The 24,269-nt window shown below is 66.4% G+C and carries 27 protein-coding genes and 1 other RNA gene; 22 read left to right on the top strand and 6 right to left on the bottom strand.

The genetic code is table 11. The features are described from left to right. Window positions 1–58: 58 nt before the first annotated feature. The 7 genes from AC1RPL_RS15105 (at window position 59) to AC1RPL_RS15075 (ending at window position 6,896) form a co-directional block, all read left to right on the top strand. Window positions 59–634 carry a thymidine kinase gene (locus AC1RPL_RS15105; RefSeq protein ID WP_493070249.1) on the top strand — a complete coding sequence of 192 codons (576 nt, stop codon included), beginning with the start codon at window positions 59–61 and terminating at the stop codon, window positions 632–634. 58 nt (window positions 635–692) lie between these two features. Next, complete coding sequence (locus tag AC1RPL_RS15100) at window positions 693–1,094, top strand: DUF6491 family protein (protein ID WP_493070248.1); 402 nt, start codon at window positions 693–695, stop codon at window positions 1,092–1,094. A 39-nt stretch (window positions 1,095–1,133) separates the two neighbouring features. After that, window positions 1,134–2,084, top strand: a complete 951-nt coding sequence (gene truB / locus AC1RPL_RS15095) for a tRNA pseudouridine(55) synthase TruB (protein WP_493070246.1) — start codon at window positions 1,134–1,136, stop codon at window positions 2,082–2,084. A 20-nt stretch (window positions 2,085–2,104) separates the two neighbouring features. Next, window positions 2,105–2,374, top strand: coding sequence for a 30S ribosomal protein S15 (gene rpsO / locus AC1RPL_RS15090; RefSeq protein ID WP_493070244.1), 270 nt, complete (start codon window positions 2,105–2,107; stop codon window positions 2,372–2,374). 173 nt (window positions 2,375–2,547) lie between these two features. Beyond that, complete coding sequence (gene pnp / locus AC1RPL_RS15085; RefSeq protein ID WP_493070243.1) at window positions 2,548–4,932, top strand: polyribonucleotide nucleotidyltransferase; 2,385 nt, start codon at window positions 2,548–2,550, stop codon at window positions 4,930–4,932. Between the two features lie 152 nt (window positions 4,933–5,084). Next, window positions 5,085–5,705, top strand: a complete 621-nt coding sequence (locus AC1RPL_RS15080) for an outer membrane beta-barrel protein (protein ID WP_493070241.1) — start codon at window positions 5,085–5,087, stop codon at window positions 5,703–5,705. Between the two features lie 171 nt (window positions 5,706–5,876). Beyond that, window positions 5,877–6,896: a sensor histidine kinase gene (locus tag AC1RPL_RS15075; protein WP_493070240.1), complete on the top strand. Its 1,020-nt coding sequence runs from the start codon at window positions 5,877–5,879 to the stop codon at window positions 6,894–6,896. Here AC1RPL_RS15075 and AC1RPL_RS15070 read toward each other — a convergent pair. After that, on the bottom strand, window positions 6,884–7,777 hold the full coding sequence (locus AC1RPL_RS15070; RefSeq protein ID WP_493070238.1) for a LysR family transcriptional regulator: 894 nt from the start codon (window positions 7,775–7,777) through the stop codon (window positions 6,884–6,886). The genes AC1RPL_RS15075 and AC1RPL_RS15070 overlap by 13 nt on opposite strands. Before the next feature lie 108 nt (window positions 7,778–7,885). Here AC1RPL_RS15070 and AC1RPL_RS15065 point away from each other — a divergent pair, with 108 nt between their 5' ends. Genes AC1RPL_RS15065 through AC1RPL_RS15050 form a run of 4 tightly spaced genes read left to right on the top strand, consistent with a single transcriptional unit; the run spans window position 7,886 to window position 10,680 of the window. Beyond that, complete coding sequence (locus AC1RPL_RS15065) at window positions 7,886–8,875, top strand: aldo/keto reductase (protein WP_493070236.1); 990 nt, start codon at window positions 7,886–7,888, stop codon at window positions 8,873–8,875. Further along, window positions 8,872–9,366 (top strand): (R)-mandelonitrile lyase, encoded by a 495-nt coding sequence (locus tag AC1RPL_RS15060; RefSeq protein ID WP_493070234.1) that lies wholly within the window; start codon window positions 8,872–8,874, stop codon window positions 9,364–9,366. The genes AC1RPL_RS15065 and AC1RPL_RS15060 overlap by 4 nt, the downstream gene beginning before the upstream one ends. Further along, window positions 9,366–9,590 (top strand): tautomerase family protein, encoded by a 225-nt coding sequence (locus AC1RPL_RS15055; protein ID WP_493070233.1) that lies wholly within the window; start codon window positions 9,366–9,368, stop codon window positions 9,588–9,590. Before AC1RPL_RS15060 ends, AC1RPL_RS15055 begins: the two co-directional genes overlap by 1 nt. A 25-nt stretch (window positions 9,591–9,615) precedes the next feature. Beyond that, on the top strand, window positions 9,616–10,680 hold the full coding sequence (locus tag AC1RPL_RS15050; protein ID WP_493070231.1) for an NAD(P)-dependent alcohol dehydrogenase: 1,065 nt from the start codon (window positions 9,616–9,618) through the stop codon (window positions 10,678–10,680). A gap of 338 nt (window positions 10,681–11,018) precedes the next feature. On the opposite strand, the gene ssrA is transcribed toward AC1RPL_RS15050, so the two are convergent. Continuing rightward, window positions 11,019–11,359, bottom strand: a transfer-messenger RNA (tmRNA) gene (ssrA, locus tag AC1RPL_RS15045). A 61-nt stretch (window positions 11,360–11,420) separates the two neighbouring features. Between ssrA and AC1RPL_RS15040 the strand changes: the two genes are divergently transcribed. Next, on the top strand, window positions 11,421–11,852 hold the full coding sequence (locus tag AC1RPL_RS15040; RefSeq protein ID WP_180143602.1) for an RrF2 family transcriptional regulator: 432 nt from the start codon (window positions 11,421–11,423) through the stop codon (window positions 11,850–11,852). A 144-nt stretch (window positions 11,853–11,996) separates the two neighbouring features. Here AC1RPL_RS15040 and mscL read toward each other — a convergent pair whose 3' ends face one another. After that, on the bottom strand, window positions 11,997–12,488 hold the full coding sequence (mscL, locus tag AC1RPL_RS15035; protein ID WP_493070229.1) for a large conductance mechanosensitive channel protein MscL: 492 nt from the start codon (window positions 12,486–12,488) through the stop codon (window positions 11,997–11,999). Between the two features lie 121 nt (window positions 12,489–12,609). Here mscL and AC1RPL_RS15030 point away from each other — a divergent pair, with 121 nt between their 5' ends. From AC1RPL_RS15030 to AC1RPL_RS15015, 4 genes are all read left to right on the top strand, one after another. Further along, on the top strand, window positions 12,610–13,194 hold the full coding sequence (locus AC1RPL_RS15030) for a LemA family protein (RefSeq protein WP_493070937.1): 585 nt from the start codon (window positions 12,610–12,612) through the stop codon (window positions 13,192–13,194). A 97-nt stretch (window positions 13,195–13,291) separates the two neighbouring features. After that, window positions 13,292–14,146, top strand: a complete 855-nt coding sequence (locus tag AC1RPL_RS15025; RefSeq protein ID WP_493070228.1) for a TPM domain-containing protein — start codon at window positions 13,292–13,294, stop codon at window positions 14,144–14,146. Window position 14,147: 1 nt separating this feature from the next. Next, complete coding sequence (locus tag AC1RPL_RS15020; protein ID WP_493070227.1) at window positions 14,148–14,819, top strand: TPM domain-containing protein; 672 nt, start codon at window positions 14,148–14,150, stop codon at window positions 14,817–14,819. Continuing rightward, a complete protein-coding gene (locus tag AC1RPL_RS15015) occupies window positions 14,816–15,337 on the top strand; it encodes an NUDIX hydrolase (RefSeq protein ID WP_493070225.1) in 522 nt (173 codons plus the stop codon). The genes AC1RPL_RS15020 and AC1RPL_RS15015 overlap by 4 nt, the downstream gene beginning before the upstream one ends. 2 nt (window positions 15,338–15,339) lie before the next feature. Here AC1RPL_RS15015 and AC1RPL_RS15010 read toward each other — a convergent pair whose 3' ends face one another. Together AC1RPL_RS15010 and hrpB are read right to left on the bottom strand one after the other, a co-directional pair. Then, window positions 15,340–15,624, bottom strand: a complete 285-nt coding sequence (locus AC1RPL_RS15010) for an NADH dehydrogenase ubiquinone Fe-S protein 4 (protein ID WP_493070223.1) — start codon at window positions 15,622–15,624, stop codon at window positions 15,340–15,342. Window positions 15,625–15,635: 11 nt separating this feature from the next. Beyond that, complete coding sequence (gene hrpB / locus AC1RPL_RS15005) at window positions 15,636–18,065, bottom strand: ATP-dependent helicase HrpB (RefSeq protein WP_493070221.1); 2,430 nt, start codon at window positions 18,063–18,065, stop codon at window positions 15,636–15,638. A gap of 60 nt (window positions 18,066–18,125) precedes the next feature. On the opposite strand from hrpB, the gene AC1RPL_RS15000 reads away from it, so the two are divergent. Beyond that, entirely contained in the window at window positions 18,126–18,344 is a 219-nt protein-coding gene (locus AC1RPL_RS15000; RefSeq protein WP_493070219.1) for a hypothetical protein, read from the top strand. 3 nt (window positions 18,345–18,347) lie between these two features. Here AC1RPL_RS15000 and AC1RPL_RS14995 read toward each other — a convergent pair whose 3' ends face one another. Next, on the bottom strand, window positions 18,348–19,361 hold the full coding sequence (locus tag AC1RPL_RS14995; RefSeq protein ID WP_493070217.1) for a polyprenyl synthetase family protein: 1,014 nt from the start codon (window positions 19,359–19,361) through the stop codon (window positions 18,348–18,350). Between the two features lie 77 nt (window positions 19,362–19,438). On the opposite strand from AC1RPL_RS14995, the gene AC1RPL_RS14990 reads away from it, so the two are divergent. The 5 genes from AC1RPL_RS14990 to AC1RPL_RS14970 all read left to right on the top strand — a co-directional run bounded on the left by AC1RPL_RS14990 (window position 19,439) and on the right by AC1RPL_RS14970 (window position 24,250). Further along, window positions 19,439–19,723 (top strand): chorismate mutase, encoded by a 285-nt coding sequence (locus AC1RPL_RS14990; protein WP_493070215.1) that lies wholly within the window; start codon window positions 19,439–19,441, stop codon window positions 19,721–19,723. Beyond that, the gene (locus AC1RPL_RS14985) at window positions 19,720–20,421 is read left to right on the top strand and encodes a hypothetical protein (RefSeq protein ID WP_493070213.1); all 702 of its coding nucleotides are present in this window, start codon (window positions 19,720–19,722) and stop codon (window positions 20,419–20,421) included. The genes AC1RPL_RS14990 and AC1RPL_RS14985 overlap by 4 nt, the downstream gene beginning before the upstream one ends. A gap of 13 nt (window positions 20,422–20,434) precedes the next feature. Next, the gene (locus AC1RPL_RS14980) at window positions 20,435–21,556 is read left to right on the top strand and encodes a glycoside hydrolase family 130 protein (RefSeq protein WP_493070211.1); all 1,122 of its coding nucleotides are present in this window, start codon (window positions 20,435–20,437) and stop codon (window positions 21,554–21,556) included. 115 nt (window positions 21,557–21,671) lie between these two features. After that, window positions 21,672–23,249, top strand: a complete 1,578-nt coding sequence (locus AC1RPL_RS14975; RefSeq protein WP_493070209.1) for an alpha-amylase family glycosyl hydrolase — start codon at window positions 21,672–21,674, stop codon at window positions 23,247–23,249. Next, window positions 23,246–24,250, top strand: coding sequence for a glycosyltransferase family 4 protein (locus AC1RPL_RS14970; RefSeq protein WP_493070207.1), 1,005 nt, complete (start codon window positions 23,246–23,248; stop codon window positions 24,248–24,250). The genes AC1RPL_RS14975 and AC1RPL_RS14970 overlap by 4 nt, the downstream gene beginning before the upstream one ends. Window positions 24,251–24,269 lie beyond the last annotated feature (19 nt).

Below are 24,269 nucleotides of genomic sequence, written 5' to 3'. Positions count from 1 at the left end.
CACAAGATTGGCCCGCGCGGCGATTGACCGCGCGCCGTCGCCGGGCGCAGATCGCGCCATGGCCAAGCTCTATTTCTACTATGCCTCGATGAACGCGGGGAAATCGACCACGCTGCTCCAGACCGATTTCAACTATCGCGAGCGCGGCATGCGCACCTTGCTGTTCACTGCCGGCATCCATGACCGCGGCGGCAAGGGCGTGATCGATTCGCGGCTGGGGATCAAGGTCAGCGCGACGCCGTTCGATGGCGACACCGACCTGCGCCGCATCGCCGAGGACGAGCATTATGCCTCGCCGCTTGCCTGTATCCTGATTGACGAGGCCCAGTTCCTGGGCGCCGGCCAGGTCCGCCAGCTCGCGCACCTGGCCGACGAAGTGGGCATCCCGGTGCTCTGCTACGGCCTGCGCACAGATTTCCAGGGCCGGCTCTTCCCGGGCTCGGCCGAGCTGCTCGCGCTCGCCGACTCGCTCGTCGAGATCAAGTCGGTGTGCGAATGCGGGCGCAAGGCGACGATGAACCTGCGCGTCGATGGCGCAGGCAATGCGGTGCGTGAGGGCGAGCAGCGCGAAGTGGGCGGGAACGAGCGCTATGTCGCCCTGTGCCGCCGCCACTTCATGCAGCGTACAGCCTGAAGTATTATACCGGCGGGCACTGGAGTTCCCCATTTCTCTCTCCGGAAGGAGAAGACCCATGTTTCGCAAGACTGCCCTAGCATGCGCGCTGCCCATGCTGCTCGCCGCCACTGCTGCCTCCGCCCAGCAGGCGGGCCCCACGCCGGGCCCGCAATCGGGCAAGGAAAGCTCGATCCCGTTCATCACGCGCGGCACGGTGCGTACCTTCGCCGCGACCGACAATGGCGACGGCGTGTTCATCCAGAACAGCCAGCGCGACTGGTATTATGTGCGTTTCTCCGCGCGCTGCACCGAGCTGCCCTGGGCCAACGCGATCGGCTTCAAGACCTTTGGCGGCGGTCCTTCGCTCGAGCGCGGCGACACGATCCTCGCCGGGCGTGACCGCTGCACGATCGCCAGCATCGTCCATAGCGGCCCGCCGCCGGCCAAGGTGAAGACGGCAAAGACGCCCAAGGCGTGACGCTGGCTCCGGCGGCCGGCCTCGGCTAGGGGCCGCCGGATGCATGGCTGGATCATCCTCGACAAACCCCTGGGCCTCGGCTCGACCCAGGGCGTGAGCGCCGTCAAGCGTGCGCTACGCGACGGCAAGTACGGCAAGTTCAAGGTCGGGCATGGCGGCACGCTCGATCCGCTGGCCACCGGCGTGCTGCCGATCGCGATCGGCGAGGCGACCAAGCTCGCCGGACGCATGCTCGACAGCGAAAAGGTGTATGACTTCACGATCGGCTTCGGCGTGGAGACCGGCACGCTCGATCTCGAGGGCAAGGTGGTTGCGACGTCCGATGTGCGCCCGACCTGTGCACAGATCGAGGCGGTGCTGTCGCGCTTCACCGGGCTGATCGAGCAGGTGCCGCCGGCCTATTCGGCGCTCAAGGTGGACGGCGAGCGCGCCTATGACCTGGCGCGGGCCGGCGAGGAAGTGGTGCTGGCCTCACGCTCTGTCGTCATACACAGTCTTTCCCGTCACCCCGGCTTTGAGCCGGGGTCCCGCTTCTTTGAGGCGGGCAGCGATAGCGGGACCCCGGCTCAAGGCCGGGGTGACGAAGTCGGCGAGGTCACCCTGCGCGCCCACGTCTCCAAGGGCACCTATATTCGCAGCCTCGCCCGCGACATCGCCCTGGCGCTCGGTACGGTCGGGCATGTCACCATGCTGCGCCGGGTGAAGGCCGGGCCCTTCACCCTGGATTCCGCGATTTCGCTGGACAAATTGGCGGATGCCGCTAAGGACCGCGCCCTTGAACACCTCCTCCTGCCATTGAGGGCGGGGCTGGACGACATCCCGGCTCTATCCCTCACCCCCGACCAGGCAGGGCTGCTCCGACAGGGACAGGTTCTGGCCGGGATCGCCAAGGAAGACGGCCAATATTTCGCGTGCCTGGAGGACACTCCGATCGCGCTGGTAGAGGCTCTATCCGGTCAAATCCGGGTTGTCCGCGGCTTCAATATCTAAGCGATGTCGAAGGAAAGCATATGTCGATCACTGCAGAGCGCAAGGAAGCGCTCATCAAGGAACATGCTCGCGGCGGCACCGACACCGGCAGCCCCGAAGTGCAGGTCGCGATCCTCTCGGAGCGCATCTCGAACCTCACCGAGCACTTTAAGACGCATGCCAAGGACAATCATTCGCGCCGCGGCCTGCTCATGCTGGTCAACAAGCGCCGTAGCCTCCTCGACTATCTGAAGAAGAAGGACGAGGCCCGTTACGCTGATCTCATCGCGAAGCTCGGTCTTCGCAAGTAACCGGAAAGGCGGCCTTCGGGTCGCCTTTTTGTCATCCCGGCAGGCTAGCACCGCCGGGCTGCCTCCCAGGCGGAGGCGAAGGGGATCGGCAATCCGGCCAGTCCCGCGGAGCCACAACAGGCTCACACTCATAGGCCCCCGCTGCATCGGGCAGCGGGAGTGAAGGAAATCCAATGTTCGACAAGAAGACTGTATCGATCGAGTGGGGCGGCAAGACGCTGACTCTCGAAACGGGCAAGGTTGCCCGTCAGGCCGACGGCGCGGTGATCGCGACGCTCGGCGAAACCGTGGTGCTCTGCGCGGTAACCGCCGCCAAGTCGGTGAAGGAAGGCCAGGACTTCTTCCCGCTGACCGTGCACTATCAGGAAAAGTTCTCGTCCGCGGGTCGTATCCCCGGCGGCTTCTTCAAGCGCGAGCGCGGCGCCACCGAGAAGGAGACCCTGGTCTCGCGTCTCATCGACCGTCCGATCCGCCCGCTCTTCCCCGAGGGCTTCTACAACGAGATCAACGCCATCGCTCAGGTGCTGAGCTATGACGGCGAGAACGAGCCCGACATCCTCGCGATCGTCGCCGCGTCAGCGGCTCTCACGATTTCGGGCGTGCCCTTCATGGGCCCGATCGGCGCCGCGCGCGTCGGCTATGTCGATGGCGAGTACATCCTGAACCCGACCGACGCACAGGTTGCCGAGGGCGAGCTCGATCTCGTCGTCGCCGCTACCTATGACGCCGTGATGATGGTCGAATCGGAAGCCAAGGAGCTTTCGGAAGAGATCATGCTCGGCGCCGTGCTGTTCGCGCACGACGCGTGCCGCGACATCGTCAAGGCGATCGTCAAGCTCGCCGAGCAGGCCGCCAAGGATCCGTGGGAAATGGCGTCTTCGGACGACAATTCGGCGATCAAGGACAAGCTGAAGAAGCTGATCGGCAAGGACATCGCCGCCGCCTACAAGCTGACCGACAAGTCGGCCCGCTCGAGCGCGCTTAACGAAGCGCGCGCCAAGGCGAAGGCGCAGTTCACCGCCGACGGCCTGGCTCCCCAGGAAGTCATGGCCGGTATCAAGCTGACCAAGAAACTGGAAGCCGAGATCGTCCGCGGCGACATCCTCAAGACCGGCAAGCGCATCGACGGTCGCTCGACCACGCAGATCCGTCCGATCGAGGCGGAGACGCACTTCCTGCCGCGTGCGCACGGCTCGGCGCTGTTCACCCGCGGAGAGACCCAGACGATTGCCACGGCAACCCTGGGCACCCGCGATGCGGAGCAGATGATCGACGGCCTGGGCGGTCTATCGTACCAGCACTTCATGCTGCACTATAACTTCCCGCCCTATTCGGTCGGCGAAGTGGGCCGCTTCGGTGCGCCTGGCCGTCGCGAAGTCGGTCACGGCAAGCTGGCATGGCGCGCGCTGCACCCGGTGCTGCCGACCAAGGAAGAGTTCCCCTACACGATCCGCCTGACCAGCGACATCACCGAGTCGAACGGCTCGTCGTCGATGGCGTCGGTCTGCGGCGGCAGCCTCGCGATGATGGACGCCGGCGTGCCGATCAAGCGCCCGGTCTCGGGCATCGCCATGGGCCTGATCCTCGAAGGCAAGAACTACGCGATCCTGTCGGACATCCTGGGTGACGAAGATCACCTTGGCGACATGGACTTCAAGGTGGCGGGCACGTCCGAAGGCATCACCACGATGCAGATGGACATCAAGATCGCCGGCATCACCAAGGAGATCTTCGAGGCAGCGCTCAACCAGGCCAAGGAAGGCCGCGCGCACATCCTCGGCGAGATGAACAAGGCGCTGGGCGAAGCCCGCACCGAGCTCTCGGCGCACGCTCCGCGCATCGAGAGCTTCACGATCGACAAGTCGAAGATCCGTGAAGTCATCGGTACTGGCGGCAAGGTGATCCGCGAGATCGTCGCCACGACCGGTGCCAAGGTCGATATCGACGACGAGGGCGTGATCAAGGTTTCGTCGTCGGATCCGACGCAGATCGAGGCAGCGATCAAGTGGATCAAGGGCCTCGTCGAGGAAGCCGAAGTCGGCAAGGTCTATGACGGCAAGGTCGTCAACCTGGTCGATTTCGGTGCGTTCGTGAACTTCATGGGCGGCAAGGACGGTCTCGTCCACGTCTCTGAGATCAAGAACGAGCGCGTCGAGAAGGTCTCGGATGCCCTGAGCGAAGGCCAGGAAGTCAAGGTCAAGGTCCTCGAGATCGATCCGCGCGGCAAGGTTCGCCTGTCGATGCGCGTCGTCGACCAGGAGACTGGCGAAGAGCTCGAAGATACCCGTCCGGCCCGCGAGCCGCGTGAACCGCGCGGTGACCGTGGGGATCGCGGTGACCGTGGTGACCGTCGTCGCGAAGGCGGCGGTGGCCGTGGCGGTGATCGTGACCGTGGGCCGCGTCGCGAAGGCGGCGGTGATCGTGGTCCCCGCAGCGAGGGTGGCGATCGCGGCCCCCGCACCGGCGATCGCGGCCCGCGCCGCGAGCGTTCGGAGTCGAAGGACGAAGGCGGCGAGAATATCGGCCTGCCGGCGTTCCTCACCGGCAGCGACGATTGATCGCCGGCCAGTCTGGCTAAAGAAAATAGGGGTCCGGGAAACCGGGCCCCTTTTTCCATTTCGGTCCAAATTGCGCCGAAAATCCTCTGGAACCCCACCAGGGTCGTTTCTATTCCGCAACGACCGCCTTCCCCAGAAGAAGTGCGGCATTAGTGCTTAGAATAGTTCGAGAATTAAAAGGGGGCTTTCCATGCCCAAGTTTTTTCGCGGCTGCGGCTGCCACGCTTCTGCTCGCGCCGATTTCGGCCTTTGCGCAGGATGCGGAGCCCGCGCACGACTTCGCCGGCCCGCGCATCGAGGCGCGCCTGGGCTATGAAACGCCGACGATCAGCGACGGTAGCGGCGGCGTGTGGAAGATCGGCAGCGCCGTTTCCTATGGCGGCGAGATCGGCGCCGATGTGCGCGCGGGCAAGAACATCGTGGTCGGCCCCTATGCCAATTACGAATTCTCCAGCGTCTCGCTGTGCGATGGCGGGATCTGCCTGGAAGAGACCGGCAACCTCAGCGTCGGCGGCCGCCTGGGCGTGATCGTCGGCACCAAGTCGCTCGTCTATGTGAAGGCCGGCTATGCGAGCATCACGCTCGAGGGCAAGTCGGGCAACCTGTCGGACTCGCAAAGCAGGGATGGCATCCAGGGCGCGATCGGCTTCGAGATCGGCATGGGCAAGAAGGCCTATGCCTTCCTCGATGCCAGCTATGCCGACTATGGCGATTTCTACGGCATCAACCTGCAGCGCCGTCAGGTCGCGGGCGGTATCGGCATCCGCTTCTGACCAACCGGTGTCAGTAAGGCCAAGGAAAAAGTAGGGGCGCTCGCCGGTCGGGCGCCCCTTTTTTTATCGGCTTTTCCTAGACCTGACTGGGAATATACCCGCATTTCATGATGCGGATCATCGTGCCAAGCCTTGCGACATGCTATCACCGGGGCAGCAGGGGTTGGGGTAATGACTGAGGCCTATGGCGATATCCGCTGGCTGGAGAGGCTGCCGCTTCTCCAGGACAAGCCATGGCTGAAGCTCGGCTACACCCTGGCGATCACCGGCCTGGCGCTGCTCGCCCGGTTTGCGCTCGGGCCGCATCTGCCGCCGGGCCTGCCCTATGCCACTTTCTTTCCCGCGGTGATCGTGGTCGCCTTCCTGTTCGGGGCGCTGCCCGGGCTGCTTGCCGCGGTGCTCGGCGGAGTGCTCGGCTGGGTGTTCTTCGTCCATGATCCGCTGGCTGCTCCGATGCCCGGCACGGCGCCGTCGGTGTTTCTCTATGTCATCGCGGACGTGCTGATCCTGCTGCTGTTCCACTGGATGCAGACCACCACTGCGCATCTCGTCGAGCAGCGCGAGCACAACCACCGGCTGGCCGAGACGCGCACGCTCCTGTTTCACGAGCTCCAGCACCGGGTGTCGAACAATCTCCAGGTCGCGGCCGGGCTGCTCTCGCTCCAGAAGCGCCACGTTGCCGATGCCGGCGCCCAGCACGCACTCGACGAGGCGGTGCGGCGGATCGCGACGATCGGGCGGATCAGCCGCCAGCTCTATCGCCCCAATGGCGAGGCGCAGGGAGTGCGCGAGCTGTTCGAACCGCTGATCGCGAACGTGATCGAAGCGGCGGGCAAGCCGGTGACTTTCGAGATCGGCGATTGCGACACGCTGCGCCTGGCCTCCGATGCGGCGGTGCCGGTGGCGCTGATCGTGGCCGAGGCGGTGGCCAATGCGATCGAGCATGGCTTCGCGAGCCGCGCAGGCGGACACATCGCCATCCGCTGCGCGCGCGGCGAGGCGGGCTTCACCATCGAGATCGAGGATGACGGGCAGGGGCTGCGCGAAGGCTTCGAGCTGACCCGCCATGCCAGCCTGGGCCTGCACATCGCCGCCACGCTCGCCGGCCAGCTGGGTGGCCATTTCGAGATGGAGCCGCACCCCGGCGGCGCGATCGCGCGCCTCGTCGCCCACACCGATCAGGCGCGGTAGCGCAGCGCCTCGACGATCGTCGCGAACGCCGGGGTCGGCTGGCGGCGGCTGGGATAATAGAGGTGATAGCCGGCAAAGGGCGGCGACCAGTCCTCCAGCACGGTCTCCAGCGCTCCGCTGTCGAGGTCGGCGCGGACCAGGCTCTCCATCAGATAGCCGATCCCGAACCCCGCCAGCGCCGCTTCGCGGATATGGAAGATGCTGTTGAAGGTCAGCTGACCTTCCACCCGGACGCGCTGGGCGCGGCCGTTTCGTTCGAACTCCCAGGCATAGAGGCCGCGCAGCGTGGGCAGGCGCAAATTGATGCAGCGATGGCCGGCCAGCTCCTGCGGCACGCGCGGCCTCCCGGCTTGCGCGAAATAGCCCGGCGTCGCCACGGCCAGCATCCGCATCGGCGGGCTGATCGGCACTGCGATCATGTCCTTGTCGATGATGTCGCCCAGCCGTACCCCGGCATCGAAGCGTTCGGCGACGATATCGGTCAGGCGGTAGTCGGTCTCGATCTCCACCTTGATGTCCGGATATTCGGCCAGCGTGCCGCGCAGCCGGGGCCAGAGCACCGTCTGCAACGAGAATTCGTCGGCGGTGATGCGGATATTGCCTGCGGGCCGCGCGCGCAGGTCGTTGAGCGAGGTCACATGCGTCTCGATCTCGTCGAGATGGAAGGCGACCGATCGGAGCATTCGCTCGCCCGCCTCGGTGGGGGTCACGCTGCGGGTGGTGCGGTTGAGCAGCCGCACGCCCAGCCGTTCCTCCAGCCCGCGCATGCAATGGCTGAGCGCCGAGGGCGTCACGCCCAACTGCGCCGCCGCCCGCGTGAAGCTGCGTTCGCGCGCCACTGAGACAAAGGCGGATAGGTCCGCTAGGTCCTGTCGGTTCATTACTGAAAAATACTCATAAACGCATTCAGATTACAGCCACTAATCGCGGGGGCGATCCGGCTTATCTCTCTTGTGCACGGGGCACCCCAATTCGCAGGAACACACGACATGCAGAAGCGCACTCTCGGCAGCGGGCTTGAAGTCTCGGCCATCGGCTATGGCTGCATGGGGCTCGACCATGCCTATGGCACCAGGCTGAGCACGGCGGAGGCCAATGCGCTGCTGCGCGCCGCGGTCGAACGGGGCGTGACCTTCTTCGACACCGCCGAAGTCTATGGTCCCCTGACCAACGAAGTGCTGGTCGGCGAGGCGCTGCGCCCGGTGCGCGACCAGGTGGTGATCGCCACCAAATTCGGCTTCAACATCGAAGGCGGCGTGCAGCAGCCGGGACTGAACAGCCGCCCGGAGCATATCCGCGCGGTCGCCGATGCCTCGCTCCAGCGGCTGGGGATTGAGCAGATCGACCTGTTCTACCAGCACCGCGTCGATCCCGATGTGGCGATCGAGGATGTCGCCGGCGCGGTCCGCGACCTGATCGCCGAGGGCAAGGTCAAGCATTTCGGCCTGTCCGAGCCGGGTGTGGAGACGGTGCGCCGCGCCCATGCCGTCCAGCCTGTCAGCGCGATCCAGAACGAATATTCGCTATGGACGCGCGGCGTGGAGACCAACGGCATCCTCTCGGTCTGCGAGGAGCTGGGCATCGGCCTGGTGCCGTACAGCCCGCTCGGGCGTGGCTTCCTCACCGGCGCGATGAGCCAGGATACGGCGTTCGGCGCAGGCGATTTCCGCAGCAATCTGCCGCGTTTCACCCCCGAGGCGCTGGCGAAGAACCAGGCGCTGGTCGATCTGCTCAAGCGCATCGCCGCCGACAAGCAGGGCACGCCGGCGCAGGTCGCGCTCGCCTGGATCCTTGCGCAAAAGCCCTGGATCGTGCCGATCCCCGGCACTACCAAGCTGCACCGGCTTGAGGAGAATCTCGGCGGCGCCGACCTCTCGCTCGATCCCGCGGACCTGGCCGGCATCGCCGCCGCGCTCGCCGAGATCGATATCGAGGGCGAGCGCTATCCCGAGCAGCTGATGTCAGCCGTCGGCCGATGAAGCCTGCACTGGCACTCGCCGCGCTCGCGCTGATTGCCGGGCCGGCGAGCGGCCAGTCCGTGTCACAGGAGAAATCGACAATGAAGCTCAATCGCAGCGGCGCGCAGCCTTCGCAGAAGGGACCTGCGGAATGGTTCACCGGATCGGTGCGCATCGATCCGCTCACCATCGCGCCCGATCCCCATTACGGGGTGGCGAGCGTCACCTTCGAGCCCGGGGCCCGCACCGCCTGGCATACGCACCCGCTGGGCCAGACGCTGATCGTCACGTCCGGCATGGGCTGGACTCAGTGCGAAGGGGAACCGATCGTCGAGATCCGTCCCGGCGACGTGGTCTGGTGCCCGCCCGGCCATCGCCACTGGCACGGCGCCAGCCCCACCACGGCGATGACGCATATCGCCATCCAGGAAGCGATGGACGGCAAGATGGTCGAGTGGATGGAGCATGTGACCGATGTCGAATATCTCGCCGGCCCGGCCCTGGATCGCTGATGCCGCACGTCGCGCTCCGGCTCGCCTCGGGCCGATCGGATGAGGACAAACACCGGCTGGCCCAGGCGCTTGCCGATGCCGTGACCGCCGCGATCGGAGCGCCGGCGGACAGCATCTCGGTCTCGATCGAGGATGTCGCGCCGGACGACTGGCCGCTTTTCTATCGCCGCGAGATCGTGGCGCGGCCCGAACTGCTGTTCAGGCAGCCGGGCTACACGCTTTAACTTCCCGAAGAACAGAGGACTTCCCATGACCAGCCAAGCCAAGGCCTATGCCGCCCAGTCGGCGACCACCCCGCTCGCGCCCTTCAGCTTCGAACGCCGCGACCTGCTGGCCGACGATGTCTCGATCGACATCCTGTTCTGCGGCGTCTGCCATTCGGACCTGCACACCGCGCGTAGCGAATGGGACGGCACGCTCTTCCCCTGCGTCCCCGGCCACGAGATCGTCGGCCGGGTCAGCGCTGTCGGTGGCGACGTGACCAGGTTCGCGGTCGGCGACGTGGTCGGCGTCGGCTGCATGGTCGACAGCTGCGGCCATTGCCCGTCCTGCCAGGAGAGCGAGGAGCAATATTGCGAGACCACCGGCTTCGTCGGCACCTATAACGGCCCGGACGCGCAGCTCGGCGGCCATACCTTTGGCGGCTATTCCGATCACATCGTCGTCAAGGAGGCCTTCGTCCTCAAGGTCGGCCATGACGAGAAGGACCTTGCCGCGGTCGCGCCGTTGCTCTGCGCGGGCATCACTACCTACTCGCCGCTCAAGCATTGGAATGCCGGACCCGGCAAGAAGGTTGGCATCGTCGGTATCGGCGGCCTGGGTCACATGGGCATCAAGATCGCTGCGGCGATGGGGGCGCATGTCGTCGCCTTCACCACTTCGCCTGCCAAGATCGAGGATGCCAGGAAGCTCGGTGCGCACGAGGTTATCGTCTCGCGCAATGCCGACGAGATGGCGGCGCACGCCAACAGCTTCGACTTCATCCTGGATACGGTGGCGGCGAGCCACGACCTCGATGCGCTGACCGGCCTGCTGAAGCGCGACGGCACGCTCACCCTGGTCGGCGTGCCCGAGCATGCCCATCCGTCGCCTTCGGTGATGAACCTGGTGTTCAAGCGCCGCTCGATCGCCGGCTCGCTGATCGGCGGCATCGCCGAGACGCAGGAGATGCTCGATTTCTGCCACCAGCACGGGCTGACCGCCGATATCGAGATGATCCGGATGGACGAGATCGAGACGGCCTATGATCGGATGGCGAAGAGCGACGTGAAGTATCGCTTCGTCATCGACATGGCGTCACTGCAGGAAGGCTGAGGGCGCCTGGCGTCGCTTGGGGCCGGGGCCATTTCGACGGCACCGGCTGCCGGCGGGCACCGGCGCGGTAGCTTCCCTGCGGGGGAGCCGCGGCGGTCGCGTGCCCTAGGCCATCATCGCCGAGGCGATCATGCCGAACGCGATGAGCGCCGTCACCTTATGGGCTTGCCGGTCCATCCCGGCGTAAGAGCGCAATGCCGGCGCGCCCGAAATCCGGGAGATCGCCGTTCCGGATTCATCCTTAACAAAGGGGAAGTGGGGAGCTTCTGTCGCCGGGTGCTCCCGAGCTTTTGAGAAGGTCCAGGGGGTTCTGTTGCCCGGCCCCCCTGGTGGCCGCTGGAATCCGCTTCTGTTGCCCGGTGCGGTCCAACCGCGCATTTTAGAATAACCTTAGGCCGTTAAGCCTTGGGGTTACGCCGCAATAGCGAGTGCTTCGTTATCGTTGGCACTTGTGTTTCAGACCGTCACAGTGGCCCAAGCTGAGAGATAGATAGCGCTTTTCAACACACGTCGATCCTAGTTCGGCCCCGTCATGAGCCTCGGTTGCCCGAGGTTTATGGTGGAGCCGGCGGGTACTGCCCCCGCGTCCGCTGCGCCTATTGCACGCCTTCGTTTATCCCCATAGCCGACCGAAGCCGGCAGGACCCATATAGGGGCGGAATCGATTAATGAAAAGGTCAGGTGGAATTCCCTAAGGCCTTCACACTGCCGCAAACACTTGGCATGGATGTTCCTAACCCATGTTGACTCAACGTTCCCGCTACGCCCTTCGCGCGATGCTCTTCCTAGCCGGCCAGCCGGCCGCCGGTGCGCCGACGCCGATGAACCGCATCGCCGCCGAAGCGAACGTGCCGCGCAAGTTCCTCGAGCTGATCCTGGCCGACCTGCGCGAGGCGGGCTTCCTCGGCTCGACCCGCGGCAAGGCCGGCGGCTATCGCCTGGCCCGGCCGAAACACCTGATCTCGCTGGGCGAGATCATCCGGGTGATCGAGGGGCCGCTGGCATTGGTCCCCTGTGTCAGCCGCACTGCCTATCGCCCGTGCAACGACTGCAAGGACGAGGCGAGCTGCGCGATCCGCCACGCCATGGCGCGCGTGCGCGACGAAACTGCGCGCATCCTCGACGGCACCAGCCTTGCCGATGCCGTCGCCGAGGATCTCGCCGCGGCCTGAGGGCGGCGCAAATCGCTTGTAATGTTGGATTTCGTCTGCTGCGGTCGCCTGATGGCATCCGCGCATTCTTCGCTGGTTTCGAAACCGGTGAGGGCAGTCGCGGCCAAAGTGAAACGATTTGCCGCGACTCCCTTCACTTTGGGCTCAGCCGTCTCCGTCCGGCGCCTTCTTCACGCGCGGCGCGGGGGCGGACTTCACGGTCAGCGCGTCGCGGATCTCGCGGAGCAGCTTCACGTCCTCGGGCTCGGGTGCCGGCGCGGTATCGCCCGCAGCCTCTTCCTTCTCGACCCCTGCGATCACCTTGTTGACGGTGCGCACCAGCAGGAAGACCATGAAGGCCAGGATCAGGAAGTTGATCACCACGGTGATGAACTCGCCATAGCCGAACAGCGGCACGCCGGCCGCCTTCAGCGCGGCATAGCTGTCGGGCGAGCCGTGATAGGTCGCCGGGATCGGCGCGAGCCGGATGAAATAGCTCGAAAAGTCGAACCCGCCGAAGATCGCGCCGATCAGCGGCATGATCAGGTCGTCGGTCAGCGATTTGGTGATCGTGCCGAACGCCGCGCCGATGATCACGCCGACGGCGAGATCGAGCACGTTGCCGCGAGCGATGAAAGTCCGGAATTCCTTGAGCATGGGCAGCTTACCTCTCTCCAGTTGGGCTGGTCGAGGGGAAGCATGTCCGATTTCGCTTTCGGGCTCCAGTGTTGCCGCTGTATAAGACACTTCGAACCAGATCCGGAGGATCATGCCAGTGATGAAGTTTCGTGCCGTTATCGCGCTTGCCGCTGCCGCCATGCTCGCAGGCTGCGGGCTCAACAGCGTGCCCACCGCGGAAGAGAATGCGAAGGCGCGCTGGGCCGATGTCCAGACCAACTACCAGCGCCGCGCCGACCTGATTCCCAATCTGGTCGCGACGGTGAAGGGCGCCGCGGGCTCGGAGGGCAAGATCCTCACCGACGTGGTCAATGCCCGTGCCAAGGCGACCTCGATCCAGGTGAGCGGCGACGATCTCACCGATCCGGCCAAGGTCTCGGCGTTCAACCAGGCGCAGAACGGCCTGTCGCTCTCGCTGCAGCACCTGCAGGAAGCCTATCCGCAGATCCAGAGCCAGGGTAATTTCAAGACGCTGATGGACCAGCTCGAAGGCACCGAGAACCGCATCGCGATCTCGATCCGCGACTACAACACCGCGGTCCAGGCCTATAACACCCGTATCCGCACCTTCCCGGACGCGATCGGCGCCAAGATCTTCTACGGCGCCAAGCCGATGACCCCGTTCCAGGCCAAGGCGGGCGCGGAGAATGCGCCCAAGGTCGATTTCGGCGGGAACAGCAACTGATCCTGAGGGCGCTCCTTATTCTGGGAGCGCTCGCGGCCGGCGACATGCCGGGCGGTATCGCTGCCGGCAGCGAAGCCATCATTCGCGAGATCACTCAATGACCCTGTTGCGTAGCCTGCTCGCGTTCCTGCTCGTCCTGGTGCCGATAACGGCCCAGGCGCAGCCGGCTTTCCCCAAGCTCACCGGCCGCGTGGTCGATGATGCGCATCTGCTGTCGGTCACCCAGGTGGCGGAGCTCACCCAGCTTTCGGAGCAGGTGGAGGCTGCCTCGACCCGCCAGTTCGTCGTCGCGACGATCCCCGATCTCCAGGGCTATGATATCGCCGACTATGGCTACCAGCTTCTGCGCACCTGGGGGATTGGGCAGAAGGGTGCCAATAACGGTATCATCCTGATCGTAGCACCCAAGGATCGAAAGGTGCGTATCGAAGTCGGTTACGGCCTCGAGCCGATCATGACCGACGGCATGTCGAGCCAGATCATCAACGAGACGATCATCCCCAGGTTCAAGGCGGGCGACATGCCGGGCGGCATCGTCGCCGGCGCGCAGGCGATCGCCGAGCAGATGAAGCTTCCCCTCGAAGCGGCAGAGCAGCGCGCCCAGCAGACTCAGGCCAAGATGACCCAGAAGCGCCAGAAGAGCCATGGCAGCGGCGGCTTCCCGATCGGCCTGGTGTTCTGGGGCATCATCCTGCTCTTCGTGATCGTGCCGATGCTCGGGCTCGGCCGCCGCAGCCGGCGGGGACCCTGGGGATCGCGCTACCGCAGCAATGACGGCGGCGCGCTGCCGATCATCCTGTGGTCGATCGCCAACGAGATCGGCCGCGAAGCGAGCCGTGGCGGCGGCAGCAGCTGGGGCGGCGGAGGCGGCTCCGGTTGGGGCGGCGGAGGGGGCGGCTTCTCGGGCGGCGGCGGATCGGGTGGGGGCGGCGGCGCCTCGGGGAGCTGGTGAGATGCAATTGACCGATCAGGACCGCCAGGCCGTCAGCGATGCCGTGACCGCGGCCGAGCTCACCACCAATGGCGAGATCGTCACCGTCGTCGCGGGGCGCTCGGACCCCTATCATGACGTCGCGCTGCACTGGGCGGTGCTGGCGATGCTGCTCGTCCTCGCACTGCTCGCCTGGCAGCCCTGGCCGGCCGAGTGGCTCCACACCCGCCTCATCGACAGCTGGGCGCAAGTCGTGCCGGCGCGCTGGTACCTCACCATTGCGCTGATACTGATGGCGGTCACGTTCCTAGTAGCGCGCGTCGCGCTCGCGCTCGATGCGCTGCGCCTGTTCCTCACGCCCAGCGCCACCAAGAACCGCCGCGTGCACCGCCGCGCGCTGGCGCTGTTCCGCACGGCCGCCGAGAAGCGCACCCGCGGCGCCACCGGCGTGCTCGTCTATCTGAGCCTGGCCGAGCACCGCGCCGAGATCATCGCCGACGAGGCGATCCACTCCAAGGTCACCGCCGATGTCTGGGGTGCCGCAATGGCGGCGCTGATCCAGGGCGTGAAGGACAAGCGCGCCGGCGAGGGCATGGCCGAGGCAGTCCGCCAGATCGGCATCGTCCTGTCCGAACATTTCCCGCGGAGCGACGATGACGTGAACGAACTCCCCGACCGGCTGATCGAGCTGTGAGCGATGAGGCGGAGGAGGTCGCCTGGGCCGGCAAATGGATCACCGCCAAGCGCCGGGGGAAGTGGGAATATGTCTCCCGGCGCAAGGGCCTCCGCGCCGCGGTGATCGTCGCGATCGACGAGGAGGATCATGTCCTGCTCGTCGACCAGTATCGCGTGCCGCTGGGCAAGCGCTGCCTCGAGCTGCCCGCCGGGCTGATCGGCGACGAGCATGAAGACGACACTGTGCTGGGTGCGGCGCGTCGCGAGTTGATCGAGGAAACCGGCCATGACTGCGCGCATGCCGAAAGCCTGGGCGAGTTCTACTCGTCGCCCGGCCTGGTCACCGAAAGCTTCACACTGGTCCGCGCCACCGGCCTGACCAAGGTCGGCGAAGGCGGCGGGCTGGAGGATGAGGACATCATCGTCCACCGGGTGCCGCGCGCCGAGATCGCCGATTTCGTCGCCGCCAAGCGCGCCGAAGGGCTAGGGATCGACGTGAAGCTGTTGCTGCTGCTCAGCGACAGCCTGCTCGGCTGAGCTTACCGGAAATTGTCGGCGTAGGCCTGGAGCTTGAGCTTGCGCTCGGGTGCCGCGATCACATGGAAGGCAACGCCCTCACGCTCGGCATAGGCAGTGGCTGCTTCCAGCGTCGGAAAGCTCATGCGCAGCTGCGTCGCGGTCGCGTCGCCGCCGGCCCAGCCGGTCAGCGGATCGGCCTGTTGCTGGCGCACCGGCTCGAACTCGAGGATCCAGCTGGTCGTGCGCGCGCGCCCCGACTGCATGGCGTTCTTGGGCTTCTGATAGATGCGAGCGGTCTTGGTCATGGTCAGTCCCTTTAACGCGGCCCGGCGCCCCTTGCATCTGCCTTTTTCGTCCGAAGCGTCGCCGAAGCTGCGGCCGGGTCCTCGGGCCAGGGATGGCGGGGGTAGCGCCCGCGCATTTCCTTGGCGACCGCGGCCCAGCTGCCCTTCCAGAAGCCCGGCAAGTCGCGCGTCGTCTGGATCGGCCGGCCGGCGGGGGAGGTGAGGCTGAGGACGAGCGGCGTACCGTCGCCGAGCACCGGATGCGTGGCCAGCCCGTACAGCGCCTGGACGCGCACCTCGACGGTCGGCCCGGCCTCGGCGGCATAGTCGATCGCATAGGTCGAGCCTTCGGGCGTCTCGAACCGCGCTGGCGCGAGCCGGTCGAGCGCCTTTTGCCCGTCCCAGCCGAGCAGATTGTTCAGCGCGTTGGTGAGCCCTTCCACGGCATCGAGCCGGCGCTTGCCGGTAAGGAGCGCCGGTAGCCATTCGTCCAGTTCGGCGAGCAGCCGTTCGTCGGAAAGCGAATCATTGCCGGTGAAAGCGGCGCGGTTGCGCAATGCCTGGGCGGTTTCGGACCAGGGCAGCAAGTCGAGGCCGTGCTGGAGCACGCCCTCCAGCAGTGCCCTTTCGATCTCGGCCGAACTCGCCGCCGAATCGGGCCCGCTGGAGAGGCGGATCGCGCCGAGCCGGCGTTCGCGCAGCGCATCGATCCGCTTGGTGGCGGGATCGAAGCGGACGCTGCGCCGCATCTCGATTCGGTCCGCGAACAGCGATTCGACTTCGGCGGGATCGATCGGCGCGGCAGAGAGGATGCGCGCGCCTGCCGCCATGCCCTGCGTTTCGGCGACAGCGAGCCATTCGGCGCGGGCGAGCGAGGAAGTGGGATCCAGCTTGAACCCGCGCCCGCCTGCCGAGGCCCAGGTCTCGCCGCTGGCGTCGCGGCGTTTGGCGATGCGGTCGGGAAAGGCGAGCGCGACGCACGCGGCGGGATCGCCCAGGCCGTCATCCCCGACCAGCTTCGCCCAGCGCTGCGCCAGCCGTCGGGCATTCTCCGCCCGCGGCCCGCGTTCGCTGCGCCAGCGCCGCAGGCGCAGTTCGAGATCGGCGTCGGTTCCGCCCAGGCCACGCTCGCCGAGCAGCACCGCGATCTGCGCCGCCGTCCCGGCCATGCCGCGCTCAGCGGCACGGACCAGCATATGGCCGAGCCGGGGCGGCAGCGGCAGGCCGGCGATCGCCTTGCCATGCGCGGTCGGGCGCCCGTCTTCGTCCAGCGCCTCCAGGCTGCCCAACCGCTTGCGGGCTTCGGAAACCGCGGCCTCGGGCGGTGGATCGAGCCAATTGAGGTCCCGCGGATCGCTCACTCCCCATAGCGCGCAATCGAGCACCAGTGCCGAAAGGTCCGCCTCCAATATCTCGGGCGGATCGAAACGCGGCAGGCCGGCGGTCGCCGCTTCTTCCCATAGCCGATAGGCCACCCCCGGCCCCTGGCGCGCGGCGCGGCCGGCGCGCTGGGTGACCGATGCCTGGCTCGCCCGCTCGGTGACCAGCCGAGTCATGCCGGCGGCGCGGTCATAGCGCGGTCGCCGGGCGAGTCCGGAATCAACCACGATACGGATTCCCTCCAGCGTCAGCGAAGTTTCGGCGATCGACGTCGCCAAAACGATCTTGCGCCGCCCTTGCGGATCGGCGGTGATCGCGGCGCGCTGGGCGGCGGGCTCGAGCGAGCCGTGGAGCTTGTGCACCACCGCGCCCGGCACCGTGCCGACTCGCTCCGCCGTCCGCTCGATCTCGGCGATGCCGGGCAGGAAGGCCAGTATCCCGCCGTCCGCCTCGCGCAGCGCGGTGCGGATCGCGGCGGCCACCGAATCCTCGACCCGCGCCTCGGCGGCACGGCCGAGATGGCGCAGCTCGAGCGGCCAGCTTCGCCCCTCGCTCTCCACCACGGGCGCGCCGCCCATCAGCTCGGAGAAGCGCGCGCCATCCAGCGTCGCCGACATCGCCACCAGCCGCAGATCCGGGCGCAGCGCCGCCTGGGCATCGAGCGCCAGCGCCAGTCCGAAATCGCTGTCGAGGCTGCGCTCATGGACTTCGTCGAACAGCACCGCGGAAACCCCCGCCAGCTCGGGGTCGCCCTGGATTCGGTTGACGAATATCCCCTCGGTGACCACCGTCACCCGCGTCGTCGCCGAGCGCTTGGAGTCCATCCGCGTCGCATAGCCAAAGGTCCGGCCGACTTGCTCGCCCGCCAGCGCCGCCATCCGTTCGCCTGCCGCGCGCGCCGCGAGCCTGCGCGGCGAAAGTAGCAGCACTTCGCCGGTGCACCAGGCTTCGCCGAGCAGTGCCGGTGCCACCGCCGTCGTCTTGCCCGCGCCGGGCGGTGCGACGAGCACGGCATTGCTTCCCGCCCGCAGACTGGCGAGCAGATCGGGCAAAACGGCGTGGATCGGAAGCGTATCACTCATTGCGCGCAACCAATTCCCCGAAGCCGGGTTTGGCGCAAGCGAAGCCTAAGGAGCGAAGACATGGCGAGAACCCTGGCACAGTTCAGCATCACCCCCGACAGTGATGGCGACTACACCCTGCATCTCGAGGACGACGATGGCGAGACGCTGGAGTTCACCGCCAGCTATGAGCAGCTCGATCTGATCGTCGAGGCGATCGAGGAAGTGCTCGACGATGACGAGGAAGACGCGCTCACCGCCGATGATGACGACGGCGACGAGCCGTCGGACGAAGAATAAGGCTCAGTACGCCCGCGCGACTGCGAACTCGACGGCCTCGATCATCGCATCCTTGGCCGCGCCCGCCGCGAAACCGCCCAGCGCATCGATCGCGCGCTGGCCGTAATGGCGGGCGCGGGCGAGGGTGTCGTCGACCGAGCGGCTGGCCTGAACCAGCCGGATCGCCTCGGCGAAATCCTCGTCCGCATTGCGGTGGCCGCTGATCGCCGCCTTCCAGAAGGCGCGTGCGCTCTCGTCGCCCCGGGCATAGGCCAGGATGACAGGCAGCGTCATCTTGCCCTCGCGGAAATCGTCGCCCGCATCCTTGCCCATCGTGCTCGCGTCCGAGACGTAATCGATCGCGTCGTCGACCAGCTGGAAGGCGATGCCGAGGTTGCGGCCATAGGCGTCGAGCGCGGCTTCGTCGGCTTCCGAACGCTCGGCCACCACCGCTGCGATCTTGCAGGCGGCGGCGAACAGGGCGGCGGTCTTGGCGCCGATGATGTCGAGATAGCGCTGTTCGCTCAGGTCGAGCCGGCGCACGGCGGTGAGCTGGTTGACTTCGCCTTCCGCGATCACGGCGCTGGCGTTGCTCAGGATCTTGAGCACCTTCAGGCTGCCATCCTCGACCATCAGCTCGAACGAGCGGCTGAACAGGAAATCGCCGACCAGCACGCTCGCCGGGTTGCCCCAGATGATGTTGGCGGTGCGGCGGCCGCGGCGCAGGTCCGATCCGTCGACGACATCGTCGTGGAGCAGCGTGGCGGTGTGGATGAACTCCACCGCAGCGGCGAGCCTGTGGTGGCGCGCGCCCGAATAGCCGAGCAGCCTGGCGCTCGCGAGAGTCAGCATCGGCCGCATCCGCTTGCCGCCGCCGGCGATCAGATGGCCCGCCAGCTCCGGGATCAGCGGAATCTCGGATTGCATGCGATCGAGGATCACTGCGTTGACGAGGTTCATGTCCTGGGCGACCAGCGCCATCATCGGATCGAGCGAAGGGGCGGGGCCGCCGCCGAGGCGATGGATCGTGGCGCTCATATGCCATAGCCTCTGGCGGGTGCGGCGCACAAAGGCAAGGCTTGCGTGACCTTACGTCCCCGCGCAAAGAGGCGGCCATGTCCGACGACACGCTCAACCGCTATCGCCAGAGCATCGACAATATCGATGCCGCGCTCGTGTTCCTGCTCGCCGAGCGCTTCAAGGTGACGCAGGCGGTGGGGCGCTACAAGGCGGAGTCGGGGCTGCCGCCGGCCGATCCCGGCCGCGAGGATCGCCAGATCGCCCGGCTGCGCGATCTCGCCAAGACCGCGGATCTCGATCCCGAATTCTCCGAGAAGTTCCTGCGCTTCATCATCGACGAAGTGATCCGCCACCACACGCAGATGCGGGACGAGAAATGAGGCGGCCCGCAGCCCTGCTGTTGCCGGCGCTGCTGCTGGCGGGGTGCGGCGGCAACCAGGCGCCGAAGCCCGCGCCGACGCCAAGCCCGAGCCCGTCTCCCATGATAGACTCCGCCGCGCGCCTCGCCGCCGCAGTGAAGCTGGTCTATCCCGAGGGGCCGAAACAGGGCCCGATCACCTTTGACGACAACAAGCTCATCGACACGGCGTTCGGCCCGGTGCTGGTCAGCCATGGCCATGTGCCCGACGCCGCGCATGTCGATTCGGGCACGATCGCGGTCCATTATCTCCAGGCCGACGGCGCAGGCTTCAAGCTGCGCAAATCCTATCCCAAGGCGGCCGAGAGCGGCAGCTTCGGCGATCTCGCCGAATGGTCGATCAGCGACAAGTTCGCCGACCAGCCGGTGATCTATGCCGAGGGTGGCGGCACCTGGCAGGGTTACACCTGCAGCTATACCAGCCTGGTCGAGCTGCTGCCCGAGGGGCCCAGGGAGATCGCGTCCTTCCAGTCCGTCTATGACGATGGCGGGGCAGTGGAGGACAAGCCCCAGTCGATCCGGGGCAAGATCGCGACGATCCGCAAGGGCCAGGATTTCACCGTGAAATTCGAGGGAACCCGATCCTTCGCCGAACGATACCTTTGGCGAGACGGCAAGTACCGGCGCGAAGGCGGGGAAAGCCAGATTCCGACCTGTTGAGGGGAGCAGACACGTGGCGGCGGACGATGATTTCCTGATCTTCCGCCCCGACGATGTCGACCTGACACGCTCGCCCCTGCGCAACGGCGTGGACGAGCCGACGCATGTGCTCGGCGCCTTCAACCCCGGCTTCGCGCGGCTGCCGGGCGGCAATCTCCTGCTGATGGTCCGCGTCGCCGAGGCGCTGCGCGATCCGATTGACGGCGACAGCGCGCGGGCGATCCGCTGGACACCCAAGGGCTATGTCCTGGATCGCCACCCCGTCGCCGGCATCGACATGGACGATCCGCGCCAGTTCGCATTGAAGGACCGCAACCCGCGCCTGCTCGGCCTCACCTCGCTGTCCTGGCTGCTCCCGGTCGAGCTGAGCAAGGACGCGAGCCGGATCGTGAAGGTCCATTACGACAAGGCGATCCAGCCCTCGGCCTCGTTCATGGATTACGGCGTCGAGGATGCGCGGATCAGCCTGGTCGGCGGCAGCTGGTGGATGACCGTCTGCGGCGTCTCGGCCGAGCGCCACTGCACCGCCATGTACCATTCGGTGAACGGGCTCGACTACAAGCTGCTCGGCGTCGTGCTCGACCACCAGAACAAGGACATGATCCTGTTCGAGGGCAAGCCGGGCGGCAAGTACATGGCGCTCACCCGGCCACTGGGCGAGGTCTATTTCGCCTATCCCGACGATTCGCCCTGGCTCGGCGGCCCCTCGATCAACATGGCCCAGTCGCCCGACGGCCTCCACTGGAAGCCGCTCGACACGCCGGGAATCCGCGCGCGCAAGGGCACCAGCTCGACCCAGCGAATCGGCGGCGGCAGCCAGCCGGTGCTCACCCCCGAAGGCTGGATGCTGATCTATCACGGCGTCGAGAAGAAGGACGCGGTCGGCATCTATCGCAGCTTCTGGGCGCTGCTCGACAAGGACGATCCTTCGAAGATCCTCCGGTTGGAGGACGAGGTGCCGCTGATCGAGGCCAGCCCCGCGCTCACCGATCCGATCGCGCACCAGCTCTATCTGCCCACCCCCGTGGTGTTCACCACCGGCGTGGCCGATGCCGGCGACCACTATATCGCGGCCAGCGGCGAGGCCGATCTCGCCTGTCGGATCACCCGCATTTCGAAGGAGCGTTTCAAGTGACTTCACTCCCTTCCGTCACCCCGGCGAAAGCCGGGGCCCAGGGTCACAAGGGACTGCGCTGCTTGGCTTTGGGGCCCGGCTTTCGCCGGGATGACGAAGTAGGAGGAAGCGCGGCATGACCGAATGGTGGAAATCGGCCGTCATCTACCAGATCTATCCGCGCTCCTTCCAGGATTCGAACGGCGACGGCATCGGCGACCTCAAGGGCATCGAGAGCCGGCTCGACGACCTCAAGGCGCTCGGCGTCGATGCGATCTGGATCTCGCCGATCTTTCCCAGCCCGATGGCGGATTTCGGTTATGACGTCGCCGATTATTGCGGGATTGATCCGCGCTTCGGCACGCTCGAGGATTTCGATGCACTCCTGGCGGCAGCGCACGAACGCGGCATCCGCCTGCTGCTCGACCTGGTGCCCAACCACACCTCGGACCAGCATCCCTGGTTCCAGGAGAGCCGCTCGGCGCGCGACGATCCGCGGCGCGACTGGTATATCTGGCGCGATCCCAAGCCCGATGGCTCGCCGCCCAACAACTGGATCAGCGATTTCGGCGGCTCGGCCTGGGAATGGGACGAGGCCACCGGCCAATATTATTACCACGCCTTCCTGAAGGAGCAGCCCGACCTCAACTGGCGCAACCCGGCGGTGCGAAAGGCGATGCTCGACGTGCTGCGCTTCTGGTTCGCGCGCGGGATCGACGGGTTCCGGATCGACGTGCTGTGGCACATGGTCAAGCATATCGACCTGCCGGATAATCCGGCGAACGACGAATGGGCGCCGGGCCAGCCCGATTACACGCGCGTCCACCAACTCCACTCGACCGACCAGCCCGAAGTGCACGACATTGCCGGCGAGATGCGCGTCATCGCCGACGAATACGGCGCCAAAGGTGAGCAACGCGTCCTGATCGGCGAGATCTACCTGCCGGTGCCCAAGCTGGTCGGCTATTACGGCACCGCCGAGCAGCCGGGCGTCCACCTGCCCTTCAACTTCCAGCTGATCGGTGCCGACTGGGACGCGCGCAGCCTCGCCGCTAGGATCGCCGACTATGAAGGGGCGCTGCCGGCGGACGGCTGGCCGAACTGGGTGCTCGGCAATCACGACCGCCCGCGCATCGCCACGCGCGTCGGCTCCGCGCAGGCCCGCGTCGCGATGATGCTGCTCCTCACCCTGCGCGGCACGCCGACGCTCTATTATGGCGACGAGATCGGGATGCAGGATGTGAGCATCCCTGCCGATATGGTCCAGGACCCGCGCGAGCTGCGCGAGCCCGGCATCGGTATGGGCCGCGATCCGGTGCGTACCCCGATGGCCTGGGACGCGACCGATAACGCCGGCTTCAGCGCCGCCGACCCGTGGCTGCCGATTCATCCCGATTGGCTGGAGCGCAATGTCGAGGCGCAGCGCGGCGACCCCGCCTCGATATGGCGCCTCACCCAGAAGCTGCTGTTCCTGCGCCACGAGCATCCCGCGCTGGCGCTGGGCGATTATCATGCCGTCGATTGCGACGGCGACCTGCTCGCATTCGAGCGCCGCCACGAGCATGACCGCATGCTGGTGGTGCTCAATCTCGGCGACAAGCCCCAGGGCTTCGCCATTCCCGAATGGGCGGAGGGTTTCACTGTCCTCGCCTCGGCGCGCGGCGGCAATGATCCCGCGCTGCTCTCCCCGAACGAAGGCTTTATCCTCGGATGAAAATCGCAATGCTGGCGCCGATCGCGTGGCGCACGCCGCCGCGGCACTATGGCCCGTGGGAATTGGTGACGAGCCTGCTCACAGAGGCTTTGGTCGCGCGCGGGATCGACGTGACATTGTTCGCCACGAAGGACTCGATCACCGCCGCCACGCTCGATGGCGTGGTCCCGGCGGGCTATGAGGAAGACCCGTCGGTCGATGCCAAGGTCTGGGAATATGCCCATCAGTCGCATCTGTTCGCCCAGGCCGGCAAGTTCGACCTGATCCACAACCAGGCCGACTTCCCGGCCCATGCCTATGCCCCGCTCATCGACACGCCGATGGTGACGACGATCCACGGTTTTTCCAGCGACCGCATCCTGCCGATGTACAAGCCGTTCGAGGATCGCGTGCATTTCGTCGCGATCAGCGACGCCGATCGGCACCCCGCGCTCAAATATGCCGCGACGATCCATCACGGCATTCGCCTCGCCGAATTCCCCTTCGAAGCGGACGGCGGCGAGGATCTGCTGTTCTTCGGCCGCATGCACCCGGACAAGGGCGCGGCCGAAGCGATCCAGGTCGCGCGCTCGACCGGGCGGCGGCTCAACCTCTACGGCATCATCCAGGACCAGGGCTATTTCGACCGAGAAGTCGCGCCGCATCTGGACGAGCGCATCGTCTATCACGGCCCCGTCGGCGGCGAAGAGCGGCTGCGCGCGCTCGGCAAGGCGCAGGCGCTGCTCCATCTGATCAATTTCGACGAGCCCTTCGGCCTGTCGGTGGTCGAAGCGATGGCCTGCGGCACCCCGGTGATCGCGATCGATCGGGGGAGTATGCCGGAACTGATCACGCCTGAGACTGGCCTGTTGGTCGATTCGGTCGGGGCAGCGATCACCGCGCTGGGCCAGGTCGAGCGCATCGACCGCGCCGCCTGCCGTGCGCGGGTGGCGGCGCATTTCTCGGTCGAGGCGATGGCGGAGAATTATATCCAGCTCTACCGGCGGATCCTCGGTCAATAACCGTCATCCCGGCCTTCGC

The sequence above is a fragment of the Sphingomonas sp. GW821-FHT12D09 genome, from assembly GCF_058807215.1.
The sequence above is the reverse complement of the archived record's forward strand: the minus strand, read 5'-3'. Positions and strand labels throughout refer to the sequence as shown.

Coding starts and splice junctions, on each gene's coding strand:
- AC1RPL_RS15105 (WP_493070249.1), top strand. CDS start 59: ATGGCCAAGCTCTATTTCTACTATGCCTCGATGAACGCGGGGAAATCG.
- AC1RPL_RS15100 (WP_493070248.1), top strand. CDS start 693: ATGTTTCGCAAGACTGCCCTAGCATGCGCGCTGCCCATGCTGCTCGCC.
- truB (WP_493070246.1), top strand. CDS start 1,134: ATGCATGGCTGGATCATCCTCGACAAACCCCTGGGCCTCGGCTCGACC.
- rpsO (WP_493070244.1), top strand. CDS start 2,105: ATGTCGATCACTGCAGAGCGCAAGGAAGCGCTCATCAAGGAACATGCT.
- pnp (WP_493070243.1), top strand. CDS start 2,548: ATGTTCGACAAGAAGACTGTATCGATCGAGTGGGGCGGCAAGACGCTG.
- AC1RPL_RS15075 (WP_493070240.1), top strand. CDS start 5,877: ATGACTGAGGCCTATGGCGATATCCGCTGGCTGGAGAGGCTGCCGCTT.
- AC1RPL_RS15070 (WP_493070238.1), bottom strand. CDS start 7,777: ATGAACCGACAGGACCTAGCGGACCTATCCGCCTTTGTCTCAGTGGCG.
- AC1RPL_RS15065 (WP_493070236.1), top strand. CDS start 7,886: ATGCAGAAGCGCACTCTCGGCAGCGGGCTTGAAGTCTCGGCCATCGGC.
- AC1RPL_RS15060 (WP_493070234.1), top strand. CDS start 8,872: ATGAAGCCTGCACTGGCACTCGCCGCGCTCGCGCTGATTGCCGGGCCG.
- AC1RPL_RS15055 (WP_493070233.1), top strand. CDS start 9,366: ATGCCGCACGTCGCGCTCCGGCTCGCCTCGGGCCGATCGGATGAGGAC.
- AC1RPL_RS15050 (WP_493070231.1), top strand. CDS start 9,616: ATGACCAGCCAAGCCAAGGCCTATGCCGCCCAGTCGGCGACCACCCCG.
- AC1RPL_RS15040 (WP_180143602.1), top strand. CDS start 11,421: ATGTTGACTCAACGTTCCCGCTACGCCCTTCGCGCGATGCTCTTCCTA.
- mscL (WP_493070229.1), bottom strand. CDS start 12,488: ATGCTCAAGGAATTCCGGACTTTCATCGCTCGCGGCAACGTGCTCGAT.
- AC1RPL_RS15030 (WP_493070937.1), top strand. CDS start 12,610: ATGAAGTTTCGTGCCGTTATCGCGCTTGCCGCTGCCGCCATGCTCGCA.
- AC1RPL_RS15025 (WP_493070228.1), top strand. CDS start 13,292: ATGACCCTGTTGCGTAGCCTGCTCGCGTTCCTGCTCGTCCTGGTGCCG.
- AC1RPL_RS15020 (WP_493070227.1), top strand. CDS start 14,148: ATGCAATTGACCGATCAGGACCGCCAGGCCGTCAGCGATGCCGTGACC.
- AC1RPL_RS15010 (WP_493070223.1), bottom strand. CDS start 15,624: ATGACCAAGACCGCTCGCATCTATCAGAAGCCCAAGAACGCCATGCAG.
- hrpB (WP_493070221.1), bottom strand. CDS start 18,065: ATGAGTGATACGCTTCCGATCCACGCCGTTTTGCCCGATCTGCTCGCC.
- AC1RPL_RS15000 (WP_493070219.1), top strand. CDS start 18,126: ATGGCGAGAACCCTGGCACAGTTCAGCATCACCCCCGACAGTGATGGC.
- AC1RPL_RS14995 (WP_493070217.1), bottom strand. CDS start 19,361: ATGAGCGCCACGATCCATCGCCTCGGCGGCGGCCCCGCCCCTTCGCTC.
- AC1RPL_RS14990 (WP_493070215.1), top strand. CDS start 19,439: ATGTCCGACGACACGCTCAACCGCTATCGCCAGAGCATCGACAATATC.
- AC1RPL_RS14985 (WP_493070213.1), top strand. CDS start 19,720: ATGAGGCGGCCCGCAGCCCTGCTGTTGCCGGCGCTGCTGCTGGCGGGG.
- AC1RPL_RS14975 (WP_493070209.1), top strand. CDS start 21,672: ATGACCGAATGGTGGAAATCGGCCGTCATCTACCAGATCTATCCGCGC.
- AC1RPL_RS14970 (WP_493070207.1), top strand. CDS start 23,246: ATGAAAATCGCAATGCTGGCGCCGATCGCGTGGCGCACGCCGCCGCGG.